A 22,242-nucleotide genomic window follows, 5' to 3' on the forward strand; every position below is an offset into this window, starting at 1 on the left:
ACGCCTGGTCAACCCCGGCCGTACGCCCGGTCAACCCCGGGCCGTACGTCCGATCGACTCCACCAACGGCAGCATCCGCTGCGGCACCCGCTCGCGCAGCGCCACCTCGGTCCGGGTGCGGACGACGCCCGGCAGGCTGATCAACGCCTGGATCACGTCCTCCAGGTGTCCGTTGTCCCGCGCGACGACCCGCGTCAGCAGATCCCCGCCGCCGGTGATCGAGAACGCCTCGATGATCTCCGGCACGGCCGCCAACGCGTCCCCCACATCGTCGAGATGCCCCTGGGTGACCTCGATGTGCACGAACGCGAGCACCGGGTGCCCGAGCGCGGCGGGGGAGAGCGAGGGACCCGTACCGGTGATGACGCCGTCCCGCTCCAGCCGGTCGAGCCGTGCCTGCAGGGTGCCGCGGGCGATGCCGAGGGTGCGCGCGTACTCGCGCACGCTGGTGCGCGGCTGCTCCATGAGCAGCCGCAGGATGCGGGTGTCGAGCTCGTCCACGGCCATGGTCCGTTGGTCTCCCTGCGGTCTTGACTGATCGTTCCCGACTGTACCAATGGCCCAGTCGATCGCGAGCCGGTTGAGCCACTGCCCCCGCCCTGCTTACCTTGGGGGTATTCATGGCGCGGACTCGCGTCATTCATGGCGCCGCGAAGCGCCGGACCGGCAAGGAAGCTGGCTCCGGACCCGCGGCGCCATTGCCATGCTCTGAGGGCACGTCCTGAACAAGGCACGTCCTGACGGTGGGGTCGACGCGAAGTGGGGGCGGGCTGCCGACGGTGAAGAAGATGTTCATGGCTCCGGATCCGGGCCTGGCACGGCTGTGGATCTCGCTGCGGGCGGTGCTCGGCATCGGTCTCGCGGTGGCCGCGTCGGAGCTGGCCGGACTCTCGCTGCCCGCCTCGATCACGGGCGGTCTCGCCGCGCTCCTCGCGCTGTTCACGGTCGGCGACCCGACCGTGCGCGGCCAGGCGGTCACCACCGCCCTGCTGCCCGTCGTCGGCTTTCCCGTGCTCGCCCTCGCGGCCACACTGCACTCGGTGCCGACCGTGCGCGACGCGATCTGGCTCGCCGTGATCTTCTGCGGTGTGTACGCCCGCCGCTGGGGACTGCGCGGCCACGCGCTCGGCATCTTCGCGTTCATGACCTTCTTCATCACGCAGTTCCTGCACGCCGTACCCGGCCAACTCCCGCAGCTGTACGCCGCGATGGCGATGGCGCTGGCGGCGTCCTCGGTGGTGCGTTTCGGCGTGTGGTGCATCGAGCGGCGCACTCCGCCGCCGGTCACGCCCGCCGCGCCGGCCGGCCGCGGGCTCTCCCGCCCGACCACCCGGCAGGCCTTCCAGGCGACGGCCGCCTGCGCGTTCGCGATCGCCGCGGGCCAGGTCCTCTCCCACGAGCGCTGGTACTGGGCCGTCGGTACCGCCTGGTGGATCTTCGTCAACACGTCCTCGCGTGGCGAGACCCTCGTACGCGGCTTCCGGCGCGTCGTCGGCACGGTCACCGGCATCGTGGCCGGACTGCTGATCGCCGTGCCGCTGGACGGCGCCCCCGCGCCCACCGCGGCGATCGTGGCGGTCTGCGTCTGGGGGATCTTCTACACCGCGGCTCTCTCGTACAGCTGGATGATGTTCTTCGTCACCGTCATGGCCGGCCTGCTCTACGGGCTGCTGGGCGTGCTGCACCCCGGCCTGCTGGGGCTGCGTCTCGCGGAGACCGCAGCCGGCGCGCTCGGTGCCGCGCTCGCCGTCGCGCTGATCCTGCCCGTCACCACGCACGCGGTCACCGACCGCTGGGTGGGCCAGGCCGTACGCGCCGTGCACGAGTGCACCGCGGCGGCGGCCCGACGCCTCGCGGGTGACCGCGACGCCGACCCCGCGCCGCGGGCGGCGGAACTGGAGGCGATGCTCGGCCGGGTCCGGTTCGCCCTCGCACCGCTCGTGCACCCACTCAACCCGATGCGGGCCCGCAAGACCCGGGCCCGTCAGGTGCTCGCCCTCCTCGACGACTGCGCCCGGGAGACACGTGGTCTCGCGGCCGTCGCCGCCGACCCGGACGCCTCGTACGACGCACGCCTGACGGCTGCCTGCGGGCGCGTCGAGGCGGCGGTGGAGGTCCTGGTCGGCGCGGTACCGGAACGCGCCGTGACGACGGCCGAGGGAGCCCTGGGCCACCACTCCGCGGCCCGGGGCCACCACCCCGGCGCCGAGCAGGCACTGGCCCACCTCCATGGCCTGGAGCGAGCGCTCGCCGCGCTGGCCACGCCCCTGCGCGCCTCGTCGGCCGCGAGCGCCTGAACCCCCTCCACGCGCACGGCAGTTGGACACATTGCCCATGAATGAGGCGGTTTCACCGGCCATGCAGAGGGTGGATCAGACCGTCGGACGGGTAATCCCGCGGCCATCAGCCGCACAGAGTCCGCGGACCGCGCGGGAGCGGTCCGCGGGCGCGGCCGCCTGAGGGCGCGCCATGCGGAATGCCCCGCATGGAACCGGCCAACGCCTCACCGGCGGGAGTCAACGCCTCACCGGCGACGGGAGTGCGAGGAGGCGTGTCCCCTGCCGGGACGGGACCGGACGGGGTGACGGCCGAGCCATCGCATCTGGTCTAGGCCATTGGCTGCTACCGTCGCCCCGAACGGCGTGGCACCGAGAGGGGACTGCAGTGGCAGACGGCGACGGACGGCGGCGACGGGCCTACATCGGCTCCTTCACGGCGGCAGGGGGCCTCGGCGTCCTCACCGCGGCGGTGGACGACGAGAGCGGCGCACTGACACTGCTGGGCGCCGTGAACAGCGTCGCCGACCCCTCGTATCTCGCCCTGTCGCCCGGCGGGGACATGCTCTACGCGGTGAGCGAGACGGCCGACGGCGCGATCGCCGCCTACCGGCTGAAGGGCGACGAGCCGTCCCTGGCCGGCCCGCTGGTGCCGGTCGGTGGCAGCGGCCCCACCCACCTGAGCCTCTTCGACGGACACGTCCTGACGGCCAACTACGGCTCCGGCAGCGTCAGCGCCGTGCCGATCCGCCACGACGGGAGCCTCGCCACCGCCTCCGGTGTGCTGCTGCACAAGGGTTCAGGTCCGCACGGGCAGCGCCAGCAGGGCCCGCACGCCCACCACGTGCAGCCCGACCCGAGCCGCCGGTGGGCCGTGAGCGTCGACCTCGGAACCGACTCGGTACGCGTGTGCGCGCTGCGGGACGGGGCGCTCACACTGCGCCGGGAGTTCGCGCTGCGGCCCGGATCGGGGCCCCGTCACCTGGCGTTCCACCCGGACGGCGAGCGCGCGTACGTCCTCAACGAGCTCGCGCCGACCGTCACGGCCTGTCACTGGGACGCCGTCGAGGGAACGCTCCGGCCGGTCGGTGAGACGTCCGTGCTGCCGGACCTCCCCGACGGGGACGCCTACCCGTCCGGCATCGTCGTCTCGCCCGACGGGCGCTTCCTGTGGACCGCCACGCGAGGCCAGGACGTCCTCTCCGTGCTCGTGCCCGGCGCGCCCGGGGAAGGGCCCCGGCTGGTCACCACGGTGCCCTGTGGGGGCACCTGGCCGCGGGCCCTCGCCCTCGATCCGACCGGACGCTTCCTGTACGTGGCGAACGAGCGCTCGGGAAACGTCACGTGGTTCGAGGTGGACCCGGCCACGGGCGTGCCGAAGCGGGGCGGCTCGGTGAAGGCACCCGCGGCGTCCTGCGTGGTGCTCGACTAGGACGCCGGCGGGGGACGCCGCCGGTACATCTGCGGGAAGAGCGCCGAAACCCCGAAGGGCCCGGCTCCGGACAGCGGAGCGGGCCCTTCGGGGTTTGTGCGTGTGCGACTGCCGTCCGCGTCAGCGGACCGGCGCGCCCTGCGGCTGCGGAGGCGCGATGCCCAGCGCCGAGGTGTACTTCGCGAGCGCCAGCTTGCCGATCGCCGGGTACGGGCCCAGCGCCTCGGCGGCGGAGCAGCCCGCCTCCTTCGCGGCGGCGTCGAGCAGACCCGCGTCGAGCTCGGGACCGATCAGGTACGGGGCGAGCGCCAGCTGCTGCGAGCCCGAGGAGCGCAGCTGCTCGGCGGTGGCCGCGATCGCGCCGTCCTCGTCGAGCGCCGCGGCCATCACGGGCACCGCGAGCCGCGCGGCGAGCAGCATGCCGGTGATCCCGGCCGCCTGCACGGCCTCGTCGCCGCCCACGGACGCCAGGATGATGCCGTCCGCGGCCGTCGCCACGGTGAACAGCCGGGCGCGGTCGGCGCGGGCCAGACCCGCCTCGGACAGCCGCACGTGCAGCCCCTCGGCGAGCAGCGGGTGCGGGCCGAGCACATCGGTCAGCTCGGCCGCCACGCGGCTGTCCATGACGGCCTGGCGGACCCGGCGCAGCAGCGCGCCGTCCGGGCCCGCGAGCAGCGGCACGACCACGGCGACGGGGCCGTCGGGCTCCACCGCGTCCACACCGGCGGCGCGGGCCTGCTCGAAGCGCGCGATGCGCTCCTCGGAGGCGTGCGCGAGTACGGACTGGAGCGTGGGGAACTCCGAGTCGTCCCCGTCGAGGTACCCGATCCGGCCGTCGAGGCCGGGAAGCTCGGAGCGCGCGATGCTCACGACCTCCTCGGCGAGGCTGCGGGTGGCGGCGCTGGGCATGCCCGGCACCGCGAGGACGAGCGCGGGCGCGCCCTCGGGAGCCGCCAACGGTTCCGGTCGGCGGTGCCGGCCGGGCTGGCGGGGTCGCGGCATTCGTACTGGCAGGCCGGACGCGGGCCCAGTGGGGGAGCTCATGGCGCCGAATGTTACTGGTTTCCTGGGCTCCCCTGTTCGGGGAGGGTGCAGGTGAGCGGTATCCGTCCGGTTTTGTCTGATGAGTTACGTACGGATTGATCTCACTGGCTGTCCACGGATCAAGGGGAGTGCGTCGGCGGGCGGGAGCCCGGGCGCTCCGCGGCGTCCGTCACGACGTACAGCATGCTCTCGTCGCGCGGCAGCGTCAGCCGGTCGTCGGCCACGTCGACGGCGATGCGTACGGCACCGTCGAGCGGGTCGCCCGCCGCCGGGACCTGCCGGGCGTACGGCAGCAGCTCCGCCAGGGCGGCCCGCAACGGTACGAGGAGGGGGTCGCCCATCTTGAAGAGACCACCCGTGAGGGCGACGTGGACTTCTCCCGGAGCCTCGTCCGGGCACACCGCGGCCGCCGAGTCGGCGATGTGCCGGGCCGCGGCGGCCAGGATGTCCGCCGCCACCGGGTCGTCGCCGGCGCAGGCGGCCACCTCGGGTGCGAAGGACGCCAGCACGGCGGGGCGGTCCGAGCGCGGGTAGAGCTGTCCCGGCACCGCCGAGGCCGAGCCGAACAGCTCCTCGGCGCGTGCGAGCAACGCGGCCGAGCCGCCGGGCCGCCCGTCGTCGGCGCGCAGCGCCGCTTCGAGTCCGGCTCGCCCGATCCACGCGCCGCTGCCGCAGTCGCCGAGGAGATGGCCCCAGCCGTCCGCTCTGCGCCAGCTCTTCAGGTCTGTGCCGATCGCGATCATCCCCGTACCGGCGGCGACGACCGCGCCCACCCGCTGGCCCAGCGCACCCGTGTACGCCGTGACGGCGTCGGCGACCAGCGCGAGCCTCCGTACGCCGAGTTCGCGCTCCAGCGCCGACGGCAGATCGGCGCGCAGCGAATCGCCCAGGGTGGTGAGACCGGCGGCGCCGATCGCGATCGCCCGGAGCCCTTCGACCCCGGTCCCGGCCGTCAACCGCCGGGCCATCGGCACCAGTTGTTCGAGAAGATGCCAGGCGTCGATGCCGCGAGGGCCGGTGCGCACCGGCTCCCTGGAGGTCAGCGGAGCCGTGACCCGGCCGCCGTCGACGGCCAGGACGACACGCAGCCCCGAACCCCCGGAATCCACACCCAGCACGCCCGTCGCCTTCGGCACCCCCGACGTCTCGCCGGGACGGATCACGGCAGCCGCCAGTCCACGGGTTCGCCGCCCTGGCGGGTCAGCAGGTCGTTGGCCCGGCTGAACGGACGCGAACCGAAGAAGCCACGGTCCGCCGACATCGGTGACGGATGCGAGGACTCCACCGACGGCAGATCGCCCAGCAGCGGCCGGAGATTGCGGGCGTCGCGCCCCCACAGGATCGACACCAGCGGACGTCCCCGCGCGGCCAGCGCCCGTATCGCCTGCTCGGTGACCTCTTCCCAGCCCTTGCCGCGGTGCGCGGCAGGCTTGCGCGGGGCCGTGGTCAGCGCTTTGTTGAGCAACAGCACGCCCTGCTGGGTCCAGGGGGTCAGGTCGCCGTTCGTCGGCGGGGGCAGGCCCAGGTCGGTGGTCAGCTCCCGGTAGATGTTGATGAGGCTGCCGGGCAGCGGACGCACCTCGGGCGCGACCGAGAACGACAGCCCCACCGCGTGTCCCGGGGTCGGATAGGGGTCCTGGCCGACGATGAGGACCCGGACGTCGTCGAAGGGTTGCTGGAAGGCGCGGAGCACGTTCGGGCCCGCCGGTAGATAGGTGCGCCCCGCGGCGATCTCCGCGCGCAGGAAGTCCCCCATCTCGGTGATCCGCCCGGCCACGGGTTCGAGGGCTTTCGCCCAGCCCTGTTCGACGATTTCATGCAACGGTCGTGGTGCCACGGCGTCACCCTACTGCCGTACGCGCATGGTCGATCAACCGGTGGTCACCGCACGGCCCGGGGTGGTATGTGCGGTGACAGCGGCGGGTGTTGGGGCCCAGGGCGGTGGCGCGGCCCGGCTCGGTCCGGGGGCTCAATCGATCACCGCGGCCCGTACGCAGAGGACGTCCGGCAGATGGGACGCCAGCTGCTGCCAGCTGTCGCCGTCGTCCGCCGACGCGAACACCTCGCCATTGCGATTGCCGAAGTACACGCCCGCCGGGTCCGCGTCGTCCGTGCACATGGCGTCGCGCAGCACCGTGCCGTAGTGGTCCTCCTGCGGCAGCCCCGCCGAAAGGGGCTCCCAGGTCTTGCCCGCGTCGGCCGTGCGGAAGACGCGACATCGGTGGTCCGCGGGGACGCGGTCCGCGTCGGCGTTGATGGGAAACACGTAGGCGGTGTCACCGCGACGCGGATGGGTGGCCGCGGCGAAGCCGAACGTGGACGGCAGACCCTCGCCGATGTCCGTCCAGTGCGCCCCGGCGTCGTCGCTGCGGTAGACACCCCAGTGGTTCTGCAGATACAGACGGTCCGGTGTCGCCGGGTCCTGTGCGATCTTGTGCACGCACTGGCCGAACTCCGGATTCGGATCCGGCAGGAACACCGCGGAGACACCGGAGTTGGACGGCTCCCAGCTCTCTCCGCCGTCCTTCGTGCGGAAGACGCCGGCCGTGGAGACGGCGACCGTCACCGCGAGCGGATCGCGTGCGTCGGTGAGGACGGTGTGCAGGCCCTCTCCGCCGCCGCCGGGCACCCACTTCGAGCGGGTGGGGTGCTCCCAGAGGGGACGGACGAGCTCGAAGGACTCGCCGCGGTCCGTCGAGCGGTACAGCGCAGCCGGTTCCGTGCCCGCGTACACCACGTCGGGCTCGGCCGCCGCCGGGTGCAGCTGCCACACGCGCTCCAGCGAAGCGCCCGTGTCCTGGGGGAACTTGACGGCGGCCCTGGCCGGCTCGGTCCACGTGCGGCCCAGGTCGTCGGAGTGGAACACGGACGGGCCCCAGTGCGCGCTGTCGCCGCCGGCGAGGAGCCGCGGCACGTCACCACGGGTGTCGATCGCGACCGAATAGACCGCCTGAGCGTTGAAATACGGACTGTCGTCGAACTCCCAGACGCCACCGCGTCGCCGTCCGACGAACAGTCCCTTGCGTGTGCCTACCGTGAGCAGTACCTCGGCCATGCCGGCCACCTCCGGACGTCGTTGTCTCAGGTATCGGCCAGTTTGCACCCCGGCACTGACAGTCACCCCTGGGCGCGGCATATGCGCAGGTCAGAACGTTTTTTCGGTGGTGGCGTCGATGTGGGATACGTCTCCTGAGCAACAGGGCGGCGGCGTTCGTATGGGAGGGCGTCGGTCTGCTGGTGATGAGGAGGGCCCGCGATGGCGGCGTTACGAGGTCCGAGGGCGTTGCTGTGGCGTTGGTGGCCCAATCCGCTGCGGCGCCGCAGCGACCGGCTGGAGGCCTGGACCGTGCTCGCCACCTGGCTGCTCGTCCTGCTCGCCGGGATGGTCGCGGGTCTGGCGGCCGCGCAGTCGGTCGAGCGCACCCTCGACAGGGAGCGAGTCGAGTGGCGGCCCGTACCCGCACTCCTCACCGAGCGGGCACCCGGCACCAGGGCGGCCGGTGCGGAACGGGTGTGGGCGAAGGTCCGCTGGACCGCGCCCGACGGCTCGGCCCACGAGGGCCAGACCCGGGTCGACCCCGGCAGCACGGCCGGCACCTCGGTCACCGTGTGGACCGACCCCGACGGCCTCCTCGTCACCAGGCCCGCGACGGAGGCCCAGGCAGGTCTGCGGGCGGCGATGATCGGCATTCTGATCGGAGTGACCGCCTCGGCCGTGCCCTTCGCCGGCGGGCGGCTGGTCCGCGGACGCCTGGAGCGCCGGCGGATGGACCAGTGGGACACGGAGTGGGAGCGGGTCGGTCCCCAGTGGGGGTGGAAGACCGGCTGAGGGGGCGGACCGCGGCGGTGTGAACCCACCGCGGCCTCCTGCGGTCAGGTCATGTGCCCCGTGAAAGAATCCGCACGTTCACGGAGTGGCTCACGGAGGCGGAGGCGGCAGCGGCGATGCACTCGGACCATCCGGAGAGAGCGGCGGCGGCGACGCGTTCGGAGCATCCCGGGAAGGGCGCGTTGGACGAGGCCGCGACGGTCTTCGTCGGAGTGCGGCGGCAGCTCTTCGGTATCGCCTACCGCATGCTCGGCAGCGCGGCGGAGGCCGAGGACGTGGTCCAGGAGGCCTGGCTGCGCTGGCAGTCGACGGACCGCACGGTCGTCCTGGACCCGCCCGCCTATCTCGCCACCGTGACGACCCGCCTGGCGATCAACGTCGCACAGTCCGCACGCGTGCGTCGCGAGACGTACGTAGGCCCGTGGCTTCCCGAACCGGTGGACACGAGCCTCGACCCGCAGACGGGGGCGGAACGGGGCGAGGCGGTGGAGCTCGCGGTGCTCCTCCTCCTGGAGAAGCTGACGCCGACGGAACGGGCGGCCTACGTCCTCCGTGAAGCGTTCGACTACCCGTACGAGCAGATCGCGGCCATCCTCGAAACGGGACAGGCCAACACCCGTCAGCTGGTCAGCCGGGCGCGCAGACGCCTGGCCGCCGAGCGGCGGGAGCCGGTGGACGCGGTCGAGCACCGGCGGCTGCTGGAGGTCTTCCTGGCCGCGGCGCAGACGGGTGACCTCGCGGCACTCGAGGAGCTGCTCGCCGAGGACGTCGTCAGCTACTCGGACGGTGGGGGAGTGCGTGGCGCGTCGAGGATCCCGGTGCTCGGCAGTGCCCGCGTCGCCAAGTACCTGGCGGCCTTCGCGCCGAGGTTCTGGCCCGGTGCAGAGGTCGAGTGGGTCGAGGCGAACGGCCGCCCGGCCGTGCTCGTCTCCCACGAGGGCCGAGCCGTCGCCCTGCTGGCCGTCGACGCCTCCGCGCAGGGCATCGAGCGGATCATGTGGGTGATGAACCCCGCCAAGCTCGACCCGTACGTCCAGTCGCTTTCGGGTCCTCGCGGCACTCCGTAGAAGGCGGGCGCGAGGAGAGGAGCCGGGCTGTCACAAACCCGGACCCTGTCCGGTCTACATGGTCAGCAGGTCCGATTCCGTCGGACGAATCCGGAAGGGTTGCACCATGAAGATCGTAGTCATCGGCGGCACTGGGCTCATCGGGTCGAAGCTGGTGGAAAGGCTCAGGGCGGACGGCCACGAGGCCCTGCCCGCCTCCCCGAACACCGGCGTCAACAGCATCACGGGCGAGGGCCTGGACGACGCGCTGAAGGGCGCCTCGGTCGTCGTCGACGTGTCCAACTCGCCCTCCTTCGAGGACAGCGCGGTGCTGGAGTTCTTCCGTACGTCCACGGGCAACCTCGTCGCGGCCGAGGCCGCCGCGGGTGTGGGACACCACGTCGCGCTGTCGGTCGTGGGGAGCGAACAGCTGCCCGACTCGGGCTACCTGCGTGCCAAGGTCGCCCAGGAGGAGCTGATCAAGGGCTCAGGGATCCCGTACACCATCGTCCGTGCCACACAGTTCTTCGAGTTCGTGAAGGGCATCGCGGCCGGATCCACCGAGGGCGACACGGTCCGGCTGCCCTCCTCGCTCCTCCAGCCGCTCGCCTCCGACGACGTGGTCGCGGCGGTCGCCCTCGCCGCCGAGGCGGCTCCGCTGAACGGCACGACAGAGGTGGCGGGCCCCGAGGAGCTCCACCTCGACGAGTTCGTCCGCACGGGCCTGGCGGCCGAGAAGGACCCGCGCGTGGTCGTCACAGACGAGTCCGTCGGCTACTTCGGCGCGCACCCCCAGGGGCGCGAGCTGCTGCCCGGCCCCGACGCCCACGTCGCCGGGACCACCTTCACGGACTGGCTCGACCGCCAGAAGTAGGCCGAGTCAGAGGCGGGTAGCGCCAAAAGCAGGTCGCGTCAGGGGCGGGTCCCGTCAGGCGGAACGGTGGTACTGGTCCGGCACGTGCACGTCGCCCCCGAGTTCGCGGGCCGCGTGCCGGGCCCACGAGGGGCTGCGCAGCAGTTCCCGGCCGAGGAGAACGGCGTCCGCCTCACCGTTGGCGACGATCTTCTCGGCCTGCTCGACATCGGTGATGAGACCGACGGCGGCGACGGCCATCGACGTCTCGTTCTTGACGCGCGCGGCGAAGGGCACCTGGTAGCCCGGCCCGACGGGTATGCGTACGCCGGACGCGTTGCCGCCCGTGGAGACGTCGAGCAGGTCCACGCCGTGGGCGGACAGTTCGGCGGCGAAGGGGACCGTGTCGTCGGCCGTCCAGCCGTCCTGCTCCAGCCAGTCGGTGGCCGAGATCCGGAAGAACAGCGGCTTGTCGCCGGGCCACACCTCGCGCACGGCGTCCACGACCTCGAGGGCGAAGCGCACGCGGTTCTCGTACGAGCCGCCGTACGCGTCCGTGCGCCGGTTGGAGTGCGGGGAGAGGAACTCGCCGATCAGGTAGCCGTGCGCGCCGTGGATCTCGGCGATCTCGAAGCCGGCGTCCAGCGACCGCCGCGCGGCGTCGGCGAACTGGCCGACGATCTCCTTGATCCCGTCCACGGTCAGCTCGGTCGGCACGGGGTGGTTCTCGTCGAAGGCGACCGGGCTCGGTCCGAGCGGCTGCCAGCCGTGGGCGTCGGGGCCGACGGGCGCGCCGCCCTTCCAGGGGCGGTCGGTCGAGGCCTTGCGGCCGCCGTGCCCGAGCTGGATCGCGGGAACCGTGCCCTGGGACACCAGGAAGCGCGTGATCCGGCGGAACGCCTCGACCTGGGTCTCGTTCCAGATGCCCAGGTCGTACGGGGAGATCCGGCCCTCGGGGCTGACCGCGGTGGCCTCGACGATGATCAGGCCGGTCCCGCCGGCGGCGCGAGCCGCGTAGTGCGCGAAGTGCCAGTCGTTGGGGGCGCCCGTCCCGGGGCCCTCCGGCGAGGCCGAGTACTGGCACATCGGCGGCATCCAGACCCGGTTCGGGACGGTCAGGTCGCGCAGGGTGTAGGGCTCGAAGAGCGCGCTCACGGCGGACTCCAATTCGTGACGGGGCCGGGTTACGACTCGTACGATAGGCATCGTAGTACGGCGGATGTCAAACTACGATACCTCTCGTACAATGAGGTTCTCCGGAGACCTCGGACCTCAGATCTCCGGCCCCGACGGACTGGAGCCGCCGTGACGACCGCCGCCCCCGCCAGCAGCAGCCGCGACCTCCCGCACCCCGAGCGCGCGGAGATCCGACTGGAGGCCGTGCTGCACGCGCTCTCCGATCCGATGCGGCTGCTGGTCGTGCGAGAGCTCGCCGCCGACGGCGACGAGCTCTCCTGTTCGCACTTCGACCTGCCCGTCACCAAGTCCACGACCACGCACCACTTCCGGGTACTCCGCGAGGCGGGCGTGATCCGGCAGATCTACCGGGGCACCGCCAAGATGAACGGGCTGCGGCGCGACGACCTAGACGACCTCTTCCCGGGGCTTCTCGACAGTGTCCTCGCCGCCGCCGCTCGTCAGGCCGTCCGCCTCGGGGGCAGCTGAACCGCCCTTCGAGGGAAGGTGGTTGAAGAGCAGGTTCAGCACGATCGCGGTGAGACAGCCCGCGCTGATACCGCTGTTCATCACCGTCTGGAACCAGTCGGGAAACTTCGCGTACACCGTCGGCACACCGACCGGCAGCATGCCCACGGCGACCGAAACGGCCACCACCGTCAGGTTGTTGTTGCCCTTGAAGTCGACCTGAGCCAGCGTCCGCAGCCCGCTCGCGGCGACCGTGCCGAACATGACCAGACCCGCGCCGCCGAGCACCGGAGCCGGTATGGCCGCGACCACCGCGCCCAGCTTGGGCAGCAGGCCGAGCAGGACGAGGATGCCGCCCGCGGTGGCGACCACCCAGCGGCTGCGGACCCTGGTCATGCCGACGAGACCGACGTTCTGCGCGTACGCCGTGTACGGGAACGTGTTGAAGACACCGCCGAGGACAGTGGACAGGCCGTCCGCGCGCAGGCCGTCGGCGAGCGAACGGGGCTCGATCTTCCGGTCGGTCATCTCGCCGACCGCGATGAAGTCACCGGTCGTCTCCGTCATCGTCACCAGCGCCACTACCAGCATCGACGCGATCGCCGACGCCTCGAACGTGGGGGCGCCGAAGTGGAACGGCGTACTGATGCCGAGCCAGTCCGCGTTCCCGACCCCGTCGAAGTCCGTGAAGCCGAACGGCACGGCGACCGCGAGCCCCACCGCGATGCCGAGCAGCACCGCGATCCTGCTCAGGAAGACCGGCGCGAACCGCTGCACGGCGAGCACGACCGCCAGGACGAAGGCCGCGAGCGCGAGGTTCTTCGGCTCGCCGAAGTCCGGTGAACCCACCCCGCCGGCCGCCCAGTTGCCGGCCACCGGCAGCAGCGAGAGCCCGATGATCAGGATCACCGTGCCCGTGACGAGCGGCGGGAAGAACCGCAGCAGCTTCCCGAAGACCGGCGCCAGCAGGATGATCGCCAGCCCGGCGACGATCACCGACCCGTAGATCGCGGGCAGTCCGCCGCCGCCCGTACCGATCAGCACCATCGGCGACACGGCCGCGAAGGTGCACCCCTGCATGATCGGCAGCCGCACGCCGAACCGCCAGAACCCGACGCACTGGATGAGCGTCGCGATGCCGCACAGCAGCAGGTCGGCCGTGATCAGGTACGCCATGTCCGCCGGCGACAGCTTCATCGCGCTGCCGACGATCAGGGGGACCGCGACCGCGCCCGCGTACATCGCGAGGACGTGCTGCAGGCCGAAGGCGGCGAGGTGGCGGACGGGTGGGACCTCGTCCACGGGGTGCACTTGACGTGCGGGGGTGGGGGTTGGGGTTGCCATGGGCACTCCAGGAGCGGCGGGGAGGTGGGGACTGCCTCAGACCGTAAGCGGGTTGAACAGTTTGTTGATTTCTGACCTGTTGCCGCCAGGTGTCATGCCCGGAGAGGTGTGTGGGTATCCCGCGGGTTGTGTGTGGCTGATCGCGCGGTTCCCCGCGCCCCTTACGGGGCGCCTGTTGGGCGGGCTGCTTCCAGTAGGGACTGCCAGTCGGGGAGTTTGACCACGTGCCTGCCCAACGAAGCGCCCAGTGCCGCCTCCGCCCGTTCTATCGCCTGCCAGCCCTCCCATTCGACCGGGTGCAGGCCCGCCGCCCTCAGCGCGGCCAGCGGGTCGGGCAGCACATCGCGACGCGCGAGCGTGGGCGCGTCCTCCAGGAGTGAGGTCACCGTTTCCTTCGCGCAGGGGCGGTTGGTGCCGATGACGCCTGTGGGGCCGCGTTTGATCCAGCCGGCCACGTACTCGCCGGGGGAGACCGAGCCGTCGCGGAGCACGCGGCCCGCGAGGTGGGGCACGGTGCCGAGGCCCGTGTCGAAGGGGAGGCCCTCCAGGGGAACTCCGCGGTAGCCGACCGAGCGCAGGACCAACTGGGCCTCGATGTCCTCGTACTCACCCGTGCCCGTCACGCCGCCGTGGCCGTCCGGGAGCGTCCGTTCGAAGCGGACGGCGCCCACGCGCCCTGCGTCCGGGAGCAGTTCGACCGGGCGGAGGAAGAAGCGGAGGCGGATCCGTCGGCTGCCGGCAGGGCGTGGCTGTTCGGCCCAGCCGCGCAGAACCTCGACGTTGCGGCGCTGCGCGGCGGGCAGCCCGGAGGGGTCGGCGTACGCCGGGTCGAGCGCCAACTCGGCGGGATCCACGACCACTTCGGTGTCGGGCAGGGCGCCCAGTTCGCGCAGTTCCTTGGTGGTGAAGCGGGCCTGTGACGGGCCGCGCCGGCCCACCATCTGGATCTCCCGCACCCGACTGTCGGCCAGCGCGGCGAGCGCCGCCTGGGGAATGTCGGTGGGGCTCAGCTCCGCGGCGCCGCGGGCCAGTATCCGGGTCACGTCCACCGCCACGTTGCCGACGCCGATGACGACCGCCGCCCGCGCGCCGACCACGAAACCGTCTGACAGGGAGTCCGGATGCGCGCTGTACCAGGACACGAACTCGGTCGCGGACCAGCTTCCCGGCAGTTCCTCGCCGGGCACCCCGAGATGCCGGTCGGTGGCGGCGCCCACGCAGTACACGACCGCGTGGTACAGCTCCCGCAGCCGGGCGGCCGGCAGCCCGTCCGGGCCGACCCTGACCCCGCCGAGGAATCGCACCCGCTCGTGCTCCAGGACCGTACGCAGATTGTTCTGCAGCGACTTGATCTTCTCGTGGTCGGGTGCCACGCCGTAGCGCACCAGCCCGTACGGGCACGGGAGCCGGTCAAGGACGTCCACCCTGACTTCCGGCACCTGGCCCTGCTGGACGAGACCCTGCGCGGTGTACACCCCACTCGGTCCCGAGCCGACGACGGCGACCTGCAGCACGGCTGAGCCCCTTCCCCGAGGAGAACGAGGAGATCGCTGGTGCTTCCAGCATCGCACCGCGCGGCGCGCCCGGGGAGGGGCTGGACACGGTGCTGCGCCGACGGGGTGCCCTGCCGGGAACGCATGCGTGCCTATTCGCAGTGAATGTGATCATGCGGTTACGTTGAGTATGTGCTGGAAGCATCCTTTCTTAATCTTTTTGATCGATATGCGCCGGACGGAGTCGTGTCCGTGTGGCACGCCTGGGAGGTGCGGGAGCGCCGACAGGAGCGCGACACCGCCACGACGTGGTGCAACGTCAGGCTGTCCTTCGACGACGGCGCCCAGGTCGACATGCTCGCCGTGGTGTGCGACGGATGTGTCTCCATCGAGGACGTACGGGCCCAGCCGGCGCTCTCGCTCGACGACCTGGCGGTTCTTCCCGACTGGATCGAGGGCCCGCTCCTTGAGGCGTGCGGCGGCGCGGCGGAACCGGTCGGCGCCGCGCCCGCCGACGGGTCCTCGGACAAGCGGCACGCGCGCCCCGCCCGGCCGCGCGGCATCGAGGGCCGGCGCTTCGTCGCCGCGGAGTATCTGGCGGCTCAGGAAGCGGGCGGGGACCCGGTGCTCGCGGTGATGTCCGCGACCGGACACAGCCGTCGGCGCGCGCTCAGACTGATCGCCGCAGCGCGGGACGCGGGTCTTCTGACGCCGCGCCATGTCCGCCGCTGAGCGGGTCGGGCGATGACTGGGTCGGGCACTGAGCGGGTCGGGCGATGATTGGGTCGGGCGCCGTCAGGACATCTCGCGCATCCGGCTGATCTCGGCCGTCTGCTGGGCGATCACGTCGTCGGCCATCTCCTCGATCTGAAGGTTGTTGCCCTGGGCCTTCACGTCGGTGGCCATGGTGACGGCCCCGTCGTGATGGGTGATCATCAGCTTCAGGAAGAGCCCGTCGAACGCCTTGCCCTGTGCCGCCCGCAGCTTCTTCAGCTGAGCCTCGGTCGCCATGCCCGGCATCGGCTCGTGGTCGTGGGACTCGCTCTTCCCGGCACCGCCGTGCTTCTTCAGCCAGGCCTTCATGGTGTCGATCTCGGGTCGCTGCGCGGCCGTGATCCGGTCGGCCAGCCCCTTCACCCGGGTCGACTCCGCGTGCTTCGCGGCGAGTTCCGTCATCTCCAGCGCCTGCACGTGATGCTCGATCATCATGCGCGCGTAGTCACGGTCGGCAGTGTTGGGGGAGTCGTCCTCGGCCCGGTGCTTCGCGGCGTCCTCGGCGGAGAGGGTCTGGGCGGCCTCGCCCGGCTTGCCGGGGGCGATGACCGAAGGGCCCGTACCCGCCGCGGACTTGGACGGGGTCTCGTCGTCCGAACCCGTGCAGCCCCCGAGCGCGAGGACGGCGGACGTCGCGATCGCGACGCGGTACAGGGACGTACGGCGAAAGGGCACAGCGACCTCCTGAGTCACCCGGGACAACAGACACCTCGTGAGTGTTGATGACCGTCTTAGCATGCTGCTGAACGCGATTGATCAAAAACATTCATTACGAATGCGTTGCCGCCTGTTGATCTGTGCATGATGAAGACGATACTTCGGGTGAACCTGAACCGTTCGACTGCGAACGGCTACAAGGGAGGACGCAGTGACCCTGTTGAACAATCACCGAACGCGGCGCAGACGTCTGGGAGTTGCCGCCACCGCGGCGGGCCTCCTGGCCGCGCTGCTCACGGCCGGTCCGGCGGTCGCGACCCCAGACCCCGGGGACTCGCCGGCCAAGTCGGAGAAGGTTTCCAAGAGCGACGCGGCCGAAGCCAGGGCCGCGATAGCGAACGGCGAGATACCGGGGCAGGACGAGATAGTCCACTCGGAGAACATCCAGCACCTCGCCAACATCCCCAAGGACACGCTGGCGGGCACCAATTCGGACCTGGCCTTCCAGGGCAAGTACGCGTTCGCCGGCAACTACGACGGCTTCCGCATCTTCGACATCAGCAACCCGAAGTCCCCGAAGACGGTCTCCCAGGTGCTCTGCCCGGGCTCGCAGAACGACATCTCCGTCTCCGGCGACCTGCTCTTCCTCTCCACCGACTCCTCGCGCAGCGACAACTCCTGCAACAGCACCACGCAGCCCGCGACCGAGAAGTCCTCCTGGGAGGGCATGAAGGTCTTCGACATCAGCGACAAGAGGAACCCGAAGTACGTCGCGGCCGTCGAGACCGCCTGCGGTTCGCACACCCACACGCTGGTGCCGGAGCGCAAGAACGTCTACGTCTACGTCTCCTCGTACTCGCCCAGCGCCTCCTTCCCCGACTGCCAGCCGCCGCACGACGGCATCTCGGTCATCAAGGTGCCGCGCAAGGCCCCGCAGAAGGCCAAGATCGTCAACTTCCCCGTCCTGTTCCCCGGTTCGGGGCCTGACGGCGGCGGCAACCCGGGCGGGCCCACCAACCCGGGTGTCTCCAAGACGACCGGCTGCCACGACATCACCGTGCTGCCCTCCAAGGACCTCGCGGCGGGCGCCTGCATGGGCGACGGCATCCTGTTCTCCATCAAGGACCCGGAGAACCCGAAGATCATCGACCAGGTCCAGGACAACGTGAACTTCGCGTTCTGGCACTCGGCGAGCTTCAACCAGAAGGCCAACAAGGTCGTCTTCACCGACGAGCTGGGCGGCGGCGGCGCGGCCACCTGCAACGCGGCCACCGGTCCGAACCGTGGCGCGGACGGCATCTACGACGTCGTCGGCAAGGGCGACAAGCGCAAGCTCGTCTTCAAGAGCTACTTCAAGATCCCGCGCCACCAGGCGGACACCGAGAACTGCGTGGCCCACAACGGCTCGCTGATCCCGGTCAAGGGCAAGGACATCATGGTCCAGGCCTGGTACCAGGGCGGCATCTCCGTCTGGGACTTCACCAACTCCTCGAAGCCCAAGGAGATCGCCTTCTTCGAGCGCGGTCCGCTGAGCACCACGAGCATGGTCACCGGCGGCTCCTGGTCCGCGTACTACTACAACGGCTACATCTACTCGAACGACATGGCCAAGGGCTTCGACGTTCTGAAGATCAACGACCGTCGTACGGACCCGGCGAAGTGGGAGCGTCTGCGTGAGCTGAACGTCCAGACGCAGCCGGACTACTTCGACTGACCGGACTGTTCCGACTGACCGGACGGCTTGGGCCGACCGGACCGCTTGGGTCGGCCGGACTACTCCGGCCGGCCGGTCCGGTCGGCCTCGTCCGTCTCCCGGTCGTGCTCACGGCCCTGCTCGCGGCTCTCGGGAGCGAAGAACCGTGAGAGGTCCTCGTGGCAGGTCCCGTCGGGTGCCTCGGCGCCCGGCGGGGCACCCCGCTCCCAGTCGAGCCGGTAGCGCCGGAACAGCTCGGCCCGCAGCGTCCGCAGCGGCATCGGGACCCCGGGCACAAGCGCCGCGTACACCGAACCCATCAGGAGCGCGCGCAGCATCGGGTAGTCGGTGGCGGCGTCCGGTGAGCCGTAGCGGGCCATGGTGTCGCTGAGCAGTTCCGCCAGGCGCTGCTGCTCCGCGCACTGCACGAATCCCTCCGCCTGCAGGATGCCCGCCATGTGCTGGCGCATCAGCACGGGGTGATCGCGGGCCAGGCCCAGGACGGCGTCAATGGCCCGCGCCATGCGTTCCCGACCGTCCTCCGTACGCGGCTCGCGCTCCAGCGCCTCCTCCAGCGTGCGGTGCATCAGCCGGTGCACCGCCGACTGCACGAGCTGGCGTTTGCCCGGGAAGTAGTACGAGACGAGGCCGCGGGCGGAACCCGCCCGGTCCGCTATGTCGCCCAAGGTCGTGGCCTCGTACCCACGCTCGCTGACCAGTTCCAGGGCCGCCTGCAGAAGCCTCTCGCGGGAACGCCGCCGCAACTCTTCATTGACCGAGGCGCTGCGAGGGGACATCCTATGTACTCCTGCGTTGACTGGCTGCCAGCCAACTATACTCAGCGCACCCGGAGCGGCTCCTGTCAGGGATCTTCTCCGGACTGCCGTCCGCTCGGGGCGACGCGGGGGATCGTCCCGGGCGGACGGGAAGTATTGCCGCTTCCGTGCCACGCGCACAGCCGCCCGGGCCTGACCAGCAGCTGTCGCCGAGCCGTCGCCCGCTCCTTACAGTGGGCTGGAGTGCCGAGGAGGCGTGGGACATGGATCAAGAGCAGATCCTGGCCAGGATCACGGCGATGGTCGACGACGAGCGCAGGCTCCGCGACGCCGTCGCGTCCGGGCAGATCGACAGCTCGACCGAACACGAACGGCTCGGACAGCTGGAGCGCGAGCTCGACCAGTGCTGGGACCTGCTGCGCCAGCGGCGCGCGAAGTCCGAGTTCGGCGAGAACCCGGACGAGGCACACGTCCGTCCGTCGTCGCAGGTCGAGGGCTACCAGAGCTGACCGGGCCGCCAGGCCCAGGGCTTCGGTCAGCCCGCCAGGTCCAGTACGGGCCGCAGCCCGTCGGGCCGCTCGGTGACCGGCAGGTGGTCGACGAAGTGCAATCCGCAGCCCAGGGCCGCGGCTCCGCCGTCCGCGCGCCGGTCGTCGCCCACCATCAGGGTGTCCCGCGGATCGGCCCCGAGCGCGTCGCAGGCGGTCGCGAACAGCCTGGGGTCCGGCTTCTGGATGCCGTGCTCGTACGACAGGACGTATGCGCCGATGTACGGGTCGAGGCCGTGGTCCCTGAACACCGGCCGCAGGTCCCAGCCGATGTTGCTGACCACGCCGACGGCGACCCCGCGCTCGCGCAGCGCGCCCAGCACCTCGGCGGTGTCGGGGTACGGGCGCCAGGCGGCCGGAGACATATGGCGGTCGTACAGCCTGTCGTGCAGCGCCGGATCGGGGAGCGCCACCTGACGGGAGACACCGGTGTACGCCGCCCGGTGCAGTTCGGAGCTCTGGTCGCGGATGCCCCACTGCGGGGCCACGCCGTCCGGCACCGGTACCGAGGGGAGGGCCCCGCCCGGGAGTGCGCCCACGGCCTCCAGTTCCTTCGCCGTCCGGGTCAACTCCGGCTCGGACAGCGAGGCATCGGCGTCGGCCAGGACCGCCCGCAGCCAGGACTCGGTGGATTCGATTCGGAAGAGGGTTCCGGAGAAGTCGAACAACACGGCAGCCATGCGCTGGACTTTACCGGCGCTTCTGTCCAACGCCCGGCCGCCGTGGGGTGGTTCAGGTCAGTGGGGCCGGAGCCGGGGTGCCGTAGAAGGTGGCGGGCGGCCAACCACGGGACTCGGCAAGCTCGTTGAGGAGGTTCGCGATCTCGATCGGGTTGATGACGTTCTCCGTCGGGGTGTCCATGACCGAGACGAAATGCTGGACAAGTTGCCCCCTTTACGCGGCTCTGCCGGGTGTCTCCCGGAGCCGCGTTCGATCGTGTGCACGGTCGTGGGGCGGGTGGGCCTGAACAGATTCGTCCGCGAGTGGAGGCGGCGGACAGGGTCGGCGGTGCGGTCAGCGCAGCTCGGCGGTGCCCCGGAACCTCGTGTACGACGCCACCGCGAGCGCCACCGCCAGCACGCCCAGCAGCCAGCCGCCGAGCACGTCCGACGACCAGTGCACGCCCAGCCAGATACGGGTGAGTCCGACACCGAGGACGGACACGACGGAGAGGGTGAGCGCGATGCGCCACAGGACGCGTCCGGCGCCGTACAGGTGCATGAGCCACAGCAGCAGGCCGCACACGACCGTGGCCGTCATGGCGTGGCCGGACGGATAGGCCGCGAAGTGGGCGGAGTCCACGGGGTCCGGCCAGACCGGACGCTTCCGGTCGACCGCCGCCTTGAGCCCCTGCTGGAGCAGTGTGCCGAGCACACATGTGGCGGTCAGCCACAGCGCGAGCCACCATGCCGAGTGGTGCAGCACCAGCCAGAGCACGGCGACGGCGCACAGCGCGCGCATCGTCCAGGGGTCCCACACCCAGTCCGTGAGGATGCGGAACGTCTGGGTGGTGTCGGGGTCGTCGACGGCCCAGCGGTGGGTGGTGCGGGCGATGTCGCCGTCGAGGGCGATGAGCGGGTCCCAGGACATCGCGACCAGGACGAGCAACAGTACGGACGGAAGGGCGACAGCCGCCGCGACACGTACGGCGATCCCGGGACCAGGAGCGTGGGGCGGCGAGTCGACGGGTGGGGAGTGCATACACCGATCCTCGCCGACCGGTGGGGTCGAAAGCCAACCCGGGGTGTCCGGGGCGCTGCGAGTCGGCTAACCGAGCGCCCGCAAACCGGGCACGAAGGTCACCAGCACCGGGATCACCGGCACCAGCGCGGCGGCCGCCGTGAGCCGCAGCCGACGGGCGGGCGGAAGGCGGTCCGGGGGAGTGAGCAGCCGGTGGACGCGCTGTGGAACATGGGCATGTGGCGTGGGGCAGGGGCCGAACACGCCCCGGTCCTCGTTGAGTTCGACCAGCGCGAGGGCGGTCGTCAGGCGGCCGAAGCGGCGCGACGCCATGTCGTCCGCGGCGAGTTCGACCAGCCTGTGCATCTCGTCACGGAACGCCGCGAACACCGGGACTTGCGGAAAGCCGTTGGCCAGCGCGGCCGAGGAGTGCAGCAGCCAGTCGTGCCGGGCCTGCGCGTGCCCCTGCTCGTGGGCGAGCACCGCATCCAGCTGCCGTCCCTTGAGACGGCGCAACGCGGCCGTGGTGATGACGAGTTGGGGCGCCGCTCCCGGCAGCCACCAGGCGTCGGGGCGCTCGCCCTCAAGGACGACCAGACGATCGCTGCCGGGCTCCTCACCGGGCAACACCGGGGCGCGTACGAGGAGTTCGGCCCGCTCTCGACGGCGCCGGGTCCTGGCCCGGGTGATCTCGCGGGCCAGCATCGTGGCGCTCCAGACACCGCCGAGCGCGAGTGTCACCGCGGTCGCCGCGGCCCAGGGCCCTCCGGCGAGCGCGTAGCTCTCCACGACGGCATGCGGGGCGGGGGCAAAGACATGGCCCCGGACGGCCTGCCAGGCGGCCGCCGCGCTGAGCGTCATCGACAGCGCGCAGCACAGCAGAACGGCCATCACCACGCACTGCCACACCCACAGGGCGACCACCGGTTCACGGTCATGCCAGTCCGTTCGGGCGAGCAGCCGCGGAGCGAGGACGGCGGCCAGGGCGCCGAGCAGCAGCAGTGCCGCGGGGACCATCATGGCTGCAGCCTATGAGCGGGGCTCCGCCCACGGATACGGGCTGTCGCGGCAAGTGACGTACACCACGGTTTCGTAAAGCGGGTTCAGGGCCTGGGCGATGCCCTGTTCGGAACGTGACATGCGCCGGCCCGGA

At 71.4% G+C, this 22,242-nt stretch carries 23 protein-coding genes; 9 read left to right on the top strand and 14 right to left on the bottom strand.

The features are described from left to right. Positions 1–30: 30 nt before the first annotated feature. Entirely contained in the window at positions 31–507 is a 477-nt protein-coding gene (locus OG718_RS45420) for an Lrp/AsnC family transcriptional regulator (RefSeq protein ID WP_306941286.1), read from the bottom strand. A 281-nt stretch (positions 508–788) separates the two neighbouring features. Between OG718_RS45420 and OG718_RS45425 the strand changes: the two genes are divergently transcribed. Beyond that, positions 789–2,297, top strand: coding sequence for an FUSC family protein (locus OG718_RS45425; protein ID WP_328847943.1), 1,509 nt, complete (start codon positions 789–791; stop codon positions 2,295–2,297). A 367-nt stretch (positions 2,298–2,664) separates the two neighbouring features. Then, on the top strand, positions 2,665–3,708 hold the full coding sequence (locus tag OG718_RS45430) for a lactonase family protein (RefSeq protein WP_328846911.1): 1,044 nt from the start codon (positions 2,665–2,667) through the stop codon (positions 3,706–3,708). A gap of 120 nt (positions 3,709–3,828) precedes the next feature. Here OG718_RS45430 and OG718_RS45435 read toward each other — a convergent pair whose 3' ends face one another. The 4 genes from OG718_RS45435 to OG718_RS45450 form a co-directional block, all read right to left on the bottom strand. Then, positions 3,829–4,752, bottom strand: coding sequence for a sirohydrochlorin chelatase (locus tag OG718_RS45435; RefSeq protein ID WP_306941288.1), 924 nt, complete (start codon positions 4,750–4,752; stop codon positions 3,829–3,831). Positions 4,753–4,871: 119 nt separating this feature from the next. After that, positions 4,872–5,915 carry an N-acetylglucosamine kinase gene (locus tag OG718_RS45440; protein ID WP_260694882.1) on the bottom strand — a complete coding sequence of 348 codons (1,044 nt, stop codon included), beginning with the start codon at positions 5,913–5,915 and terminating at the stop codon, positions 4,872–4,874. Continuing rightward, the gene (locus tag OG718_RS45445; protein WP_143633207.1) at positions 5,912–6,589 is read right to left on the bottom strand and encodes a uracil-DNA glycosylase; all 678 of its coding nucleotides are present in this window, start codon (positions 6,587–6,589) and stop codon (positions 5,912–5,914) included. The genes OG718_RS45440 and OG718_RS45445 overlap by 4 nt, the downstream gene beginning before the upstream one ends. 132 nt (positions 6,590–6,721) lie before the next feature. Further along, entirely contained in the window at positions 6,722–7,807 is a 1,086-nt protein-coding gene (locus tag OG718_RS45450) for a WD40/YVTN/BNR-like repeat-containing protein (RefSeq protein ID WP_186001029.1), read from the bottom strand. A gap of 201 nt (positions 7,808–8,008) precedes the next feature. Between OG718_RS45450 and OG718_RS45455 the strand changes: the two genes are divergently transcribed. From OG718_RS45455 to OG718_RS45465, 3 genes are all read left to right on the top strand, one after another. Next, positions 8,009–8,581: an Rv1733c family protein gene (locus tag OG718_RS45455; protein WP_143633211.1), complete on the top strand. Its 573-nt coding sequence runs from the start codon at positions 8,009–8,011 to the stop codon at positions 8,579–8,581. Positions 8,582–8,697: 116 nt separating this feature from the next. Continuing rightward, positions 8,698–9,648 (top strand): RNA polymerase sigma-70 factor, encoded by a 951-nt coding sequence (locus OG718_RS45460; RefSeq protein WP_328847944.1) that lies wholly within the window; start codon positions 8,698–8,700, stop codon positions 9,646–9,648. Positions 9,649–9,754: 106 nt separating this feature from the next. Then, complete coding sequence (locus OG718_RS45465; RefSeq protein ID WP_306941293.1) at positions 9,755–10,501, top strand: SDR family oxidoreductase; 747 nt, start codon at positions 9,755–9,757, stop codon at positions 10,499–10,501. A gap of 54 nt (positions 10,502–10,555) precedes the next feature. On the opposite strand, the gene OG718_RS45470 is transcribed toward OG718_RS45465, so the two are convergent. Beyond that, positions 10,556–11,635, bottom strand: a complete 1,080-nt coding sequence (locus tag OG718_RS45470; protein ID WP_328846912.1) for an NADH:flavin oxidoreductase/NADH oxidase — start codon at positions 11,633–11,635, stop codon at positions 10,556–10,558. 150 nt (positions 11,636–11,785) lie between these two features. On the opposite strand from OG718_RS45470, the gene OG718_RS45475 reads away from it, so the two are divergent. Continuing rightward, positions 11,786–12,145 carry an ArsR/SmtB family transcription factor gene (locus OG718_RS45475; RefSeq protein ID WP_143633215.1) on the top strand — a complete coding sequence of 120 codons (360 nt, stop codon included), beginning with the start codon at positions 11,786–11,788 and terminating at the stop codon, positions 12,143–12,145. On the opposite strand, the gene OG718_RS45480 is transcribed toward OG718_RS45475, so the two are convergent. Continuing rightward, positions 12,065–13,468: a nucleobase:cation symporter-2 family protein gene (locus OG718_RS45480; RefSeq protein ID WP_143633217.1), complete on the bottom strand. Its 1,404-nt coding sequence runs from the start codon at positions 13,466–13,468 to the stop codon at positions 12,065–12,067. The two genes, OG718_RS45475 and OG718_RS45480, sit on opposite strands and share 81 nt — an antisense overlap. A gap of 161 nt (positions 13,469–13,629) precedes the next feature. After that, positions 13,630–14,982, bottom strand: coding sequence for an FAD-dependent oxidoreductase (locus OG718_RS45485; protein WP_328846913.1), 1,353 nt, complete (start codon positions 14,980–14,982; stop codon positions 13,630–13,632). Positions 14,983–15,207: 225 nt separating this feature from the next. On the opposite strand from OG718_RS45485, the gene OG718_RS45490 reads away from it, so the two are divergent. Continuing rightward, on the top strand, positions 15,208–15,693 hold the full coding sequence (locus OG718_RS45490; RefSeq protein ID WP_143633220.1) for a DUF6214 family protein: 486 nt from the start codon (positions 15,208–15,210) through the stop codon (positions 15,691–15,693). 63 nt (positions 15,694–15,756) lie between these two features. Here the strand turns inward: OG718_RS45490 and OG718_RS45495 are convergent, their stop codons facing one another. After that, complete coding sequence (locus OG718_RS45495) at positions 15,757–16,410, bottom strand: DUF305 domain-containing protein (protein WP_260694884.1); 654 nt, start codon at positions 16,408–16,410, stop codon at positions 15,757–15,759. 193 nt (positions 16,411–16,603) lie between these two features. Here OG718_RS45495 and OG718_RS45500 point away from each other — a divergent pair, with 193 nt between their 5' ends. Beyond that, positions 16,604–18,106 carry an LVIVD repeat-containing protein gene (locus OG718_RS45500; protein WP_143633223.1) on the top strand — a complete coding sequence of 501 codons (1,503 nt, stop codon included), beginning with the start codon at positions 16,604–16,606 and terminating at the stop codon, positions 18,104–18,106. A 59-nt stretch (positions 18,107–18,165) separates the two neighbouring features. Here OG718_RS45500 and OG718_RS45505 read toward each other — a convergent pair whose 3' ends face one another. Beyond that, on the bottom strand, positions 18,166–18,882 hold the full coding sequence (locus OG718_RS45505; protein ID WP_306941299.1) for a TetR/AcrR family transcriptional regulator: 717 nt from the start codon (positions 18,880–18,882) through the stop codon (positions 18,166–18,168). 242 nt (positions 18,883–19,124) lie between these two features. Here OG718_RS45505 and OG718_RS45510 point away from each other — a divergent pair, with 242 nt between their 5' ends. Next, positions 19,125–19,370, top strand: coding sequence for a DUF2630 family protein (locus OG718_RS45510; RefSeq protein WP_143633227.1), 246 nt, complete (start codon positions 19,125–19,127; stop codon positions 19,368–19,370). Positions 19,371–19,396: 26 nt separating this feature from the next. Here the strand turns inward: OG718_RS45510 and OG718_RS45515 are convergent, their stop codons facing one another. The 4 genes from OG718_RS45515 to OG718_RS45530 form a co-directional block, all read right to left on the bottom strand. Beyond that, positions 19,397–20,089: an HAD family hydrolase gene (locus tag OG718_RS45515; RefSeq protein WP_328846914.1), complete on the bottom strand. Its 693-nt coding sequence runs from the start codon at positions 20,087–20,089 to the stop codon at positions 19,397–19,399. A 52-nt stretch (positions 20,090–20,141) separates the two neighbouring features. Then, positions 20,142–20,270, bottom strand: coding sequence for a hypothetical protein (locus tag OG718_RS45520; RefSeq protein ID WP_260694885.1), 129 nt, complete (start codon positions 20,268–20,270; stop codon positions 20,142–20,144). A 153-nt stretch (positions 20,271–20,423) separates the two neighbouring features. Continuing rightward, the gene (locus tag OG718_RS45525) at positions 20,424–21,110 is read right to left on the bottom strand and encodes a phosphatase PAP2 family protein (RefSeq protein WP_143633230.1); all 687 of its coding nucleotides are present in this window, start codon (positions 21,108–21,110) and stop codon (positions 20,424–20,426) included. A 66-nt stretch (positions 21,111–21,176) separates the two neighbouring features. Beyond that, the gene (locus OG718_RS45530) at positions 21,177–22,109 is read right to left on the bottom strand and encodes a M56 family metallopeptidase (RefSeq protein WP_306941303.1); all 933 of its coding nucleotides are present in this window, start codon (positions 22,107–22,109) and stop codon (positions 21,177–21,179) included. Between the last annotated feature and the right edge of the window lie 133 nt (positions 22,110–22,242).

Origin of the sequence: Streptomyces sp. NBC_00258 (assembly GCF_036182465.1) — a bacterium.
Lineage (GTDB): Bacteria > Actinomycetota > Actinomycetes > Streptomycetales > Streptomycetaceae > Streptomyces.

What these genes read in the sequence shown, in the direction of transcription:
- OG718_RS45525 (WP_143633230.1), bottom strand. Translation starts at nt 21,110, where the DNA reads ATGCACTCCCCACCCGTCGACTCGCCGCCCCACGCTCCTGGTCCCGGG.
- OG718_RS45515 (WP_328846914.1), bottom strand. Translation starts at nt 20,089, where the DNA reads ATGGCTGCCGTGTTGTTCGACTTCTCCGGAACCCTCTTCCGAATCGAA.
- OG718_RS45450 (WP_186001029.1), bottom strand. Translation starts at nt 7,807, where the DNA reads ATGGCCGAGGTACTGCTCACGGTAGGCACACGCAAGGGACTGTTCGTC.
- OG718_RS45455 (WP_143633211.1), top strand. Translation starts at nt 8,009, where the DNA reads ATGGCGGCGTTACGAGGTCCGAGGGCGTTGCTGTGGCGTTGGTGGCCC.
- OG718_RS45520 (WP_260694885.1), bottom strand. Translation starts at nt 20,270, where the DNA reads ATGGACACCCCGACGGAGAACGTCATCAACCCGATCGAGATCGCGAAC.
- OG718_RS45530 (WP_306941303.1), bottom strand. Translation starts at nt 22,109, where the DNA reads ATGATGGTCCCCGCGGCACTGCTGCTGCTCGGCGCCCTGGCCGCCGTC.
- OG718_RS45465 (WP_306941293.1), top strand. Translation starts at nt 9,755, where the DNA reads ATGAAGATCGTAGTCATCGGCGGCACTGGGCTCATCGGGTCGAAGCTG.
- OG718_RS45510 (WP_143633227.1), top strand. Translation starts at nt 19,125, where the DNA reads ATGGATCAAGAGCAGATCCTGGCCAGGATCACGGCGATGGTCGACGAC.
- OG718_RS45460 (WP_328847944.1), top strand. Translation starts at nt 8,698, where the DNA reads ATGCACTCGGACCATCCGGAGAGAGCGGCGGCGGCGACGCGTTCGGAG.
- OG718_RS45505 (WP_306941299.1), bottom strand. Translation starts at nt 18,882, where the DNA reads ATGTCCCCTCGCAGCGCCTCGGTCAATGAAGAGTTGCGGCGGCGTTCC.
- OG718_RS45480 (WP_143633217.1), bottom strand. Translation starts at nt 13,468, where the DNA reads ATGGCAACCCCAACCCCCACCCCCGCACGTCAAGTGCACCCCGTGGAC.
- OG718_RS45420 (WP_306941286.1), bottom strand. Translation starts at nt 507, where the DNA reads ATGGCCGTGGACGAGCTCGACACCCGCATCCTGCGGCTGCTCATGGAG.
- OG718_RS45435 (WP_306941288.1), bottom strand. Translation starts at nt 4,752, where the DNA reads ATGAGCTCCCCCACTGGGCCCGCGTCCGGCCTGCCAGTACGAATGCCG.
- OG718_RS45425 (WP_328847943.1), top strand. Translation starts at nt 789, where the DNA reads ATGTTCATGGCTCCGGATCCGGGCCTGGCACGGCTGTGGATCTCGCTG.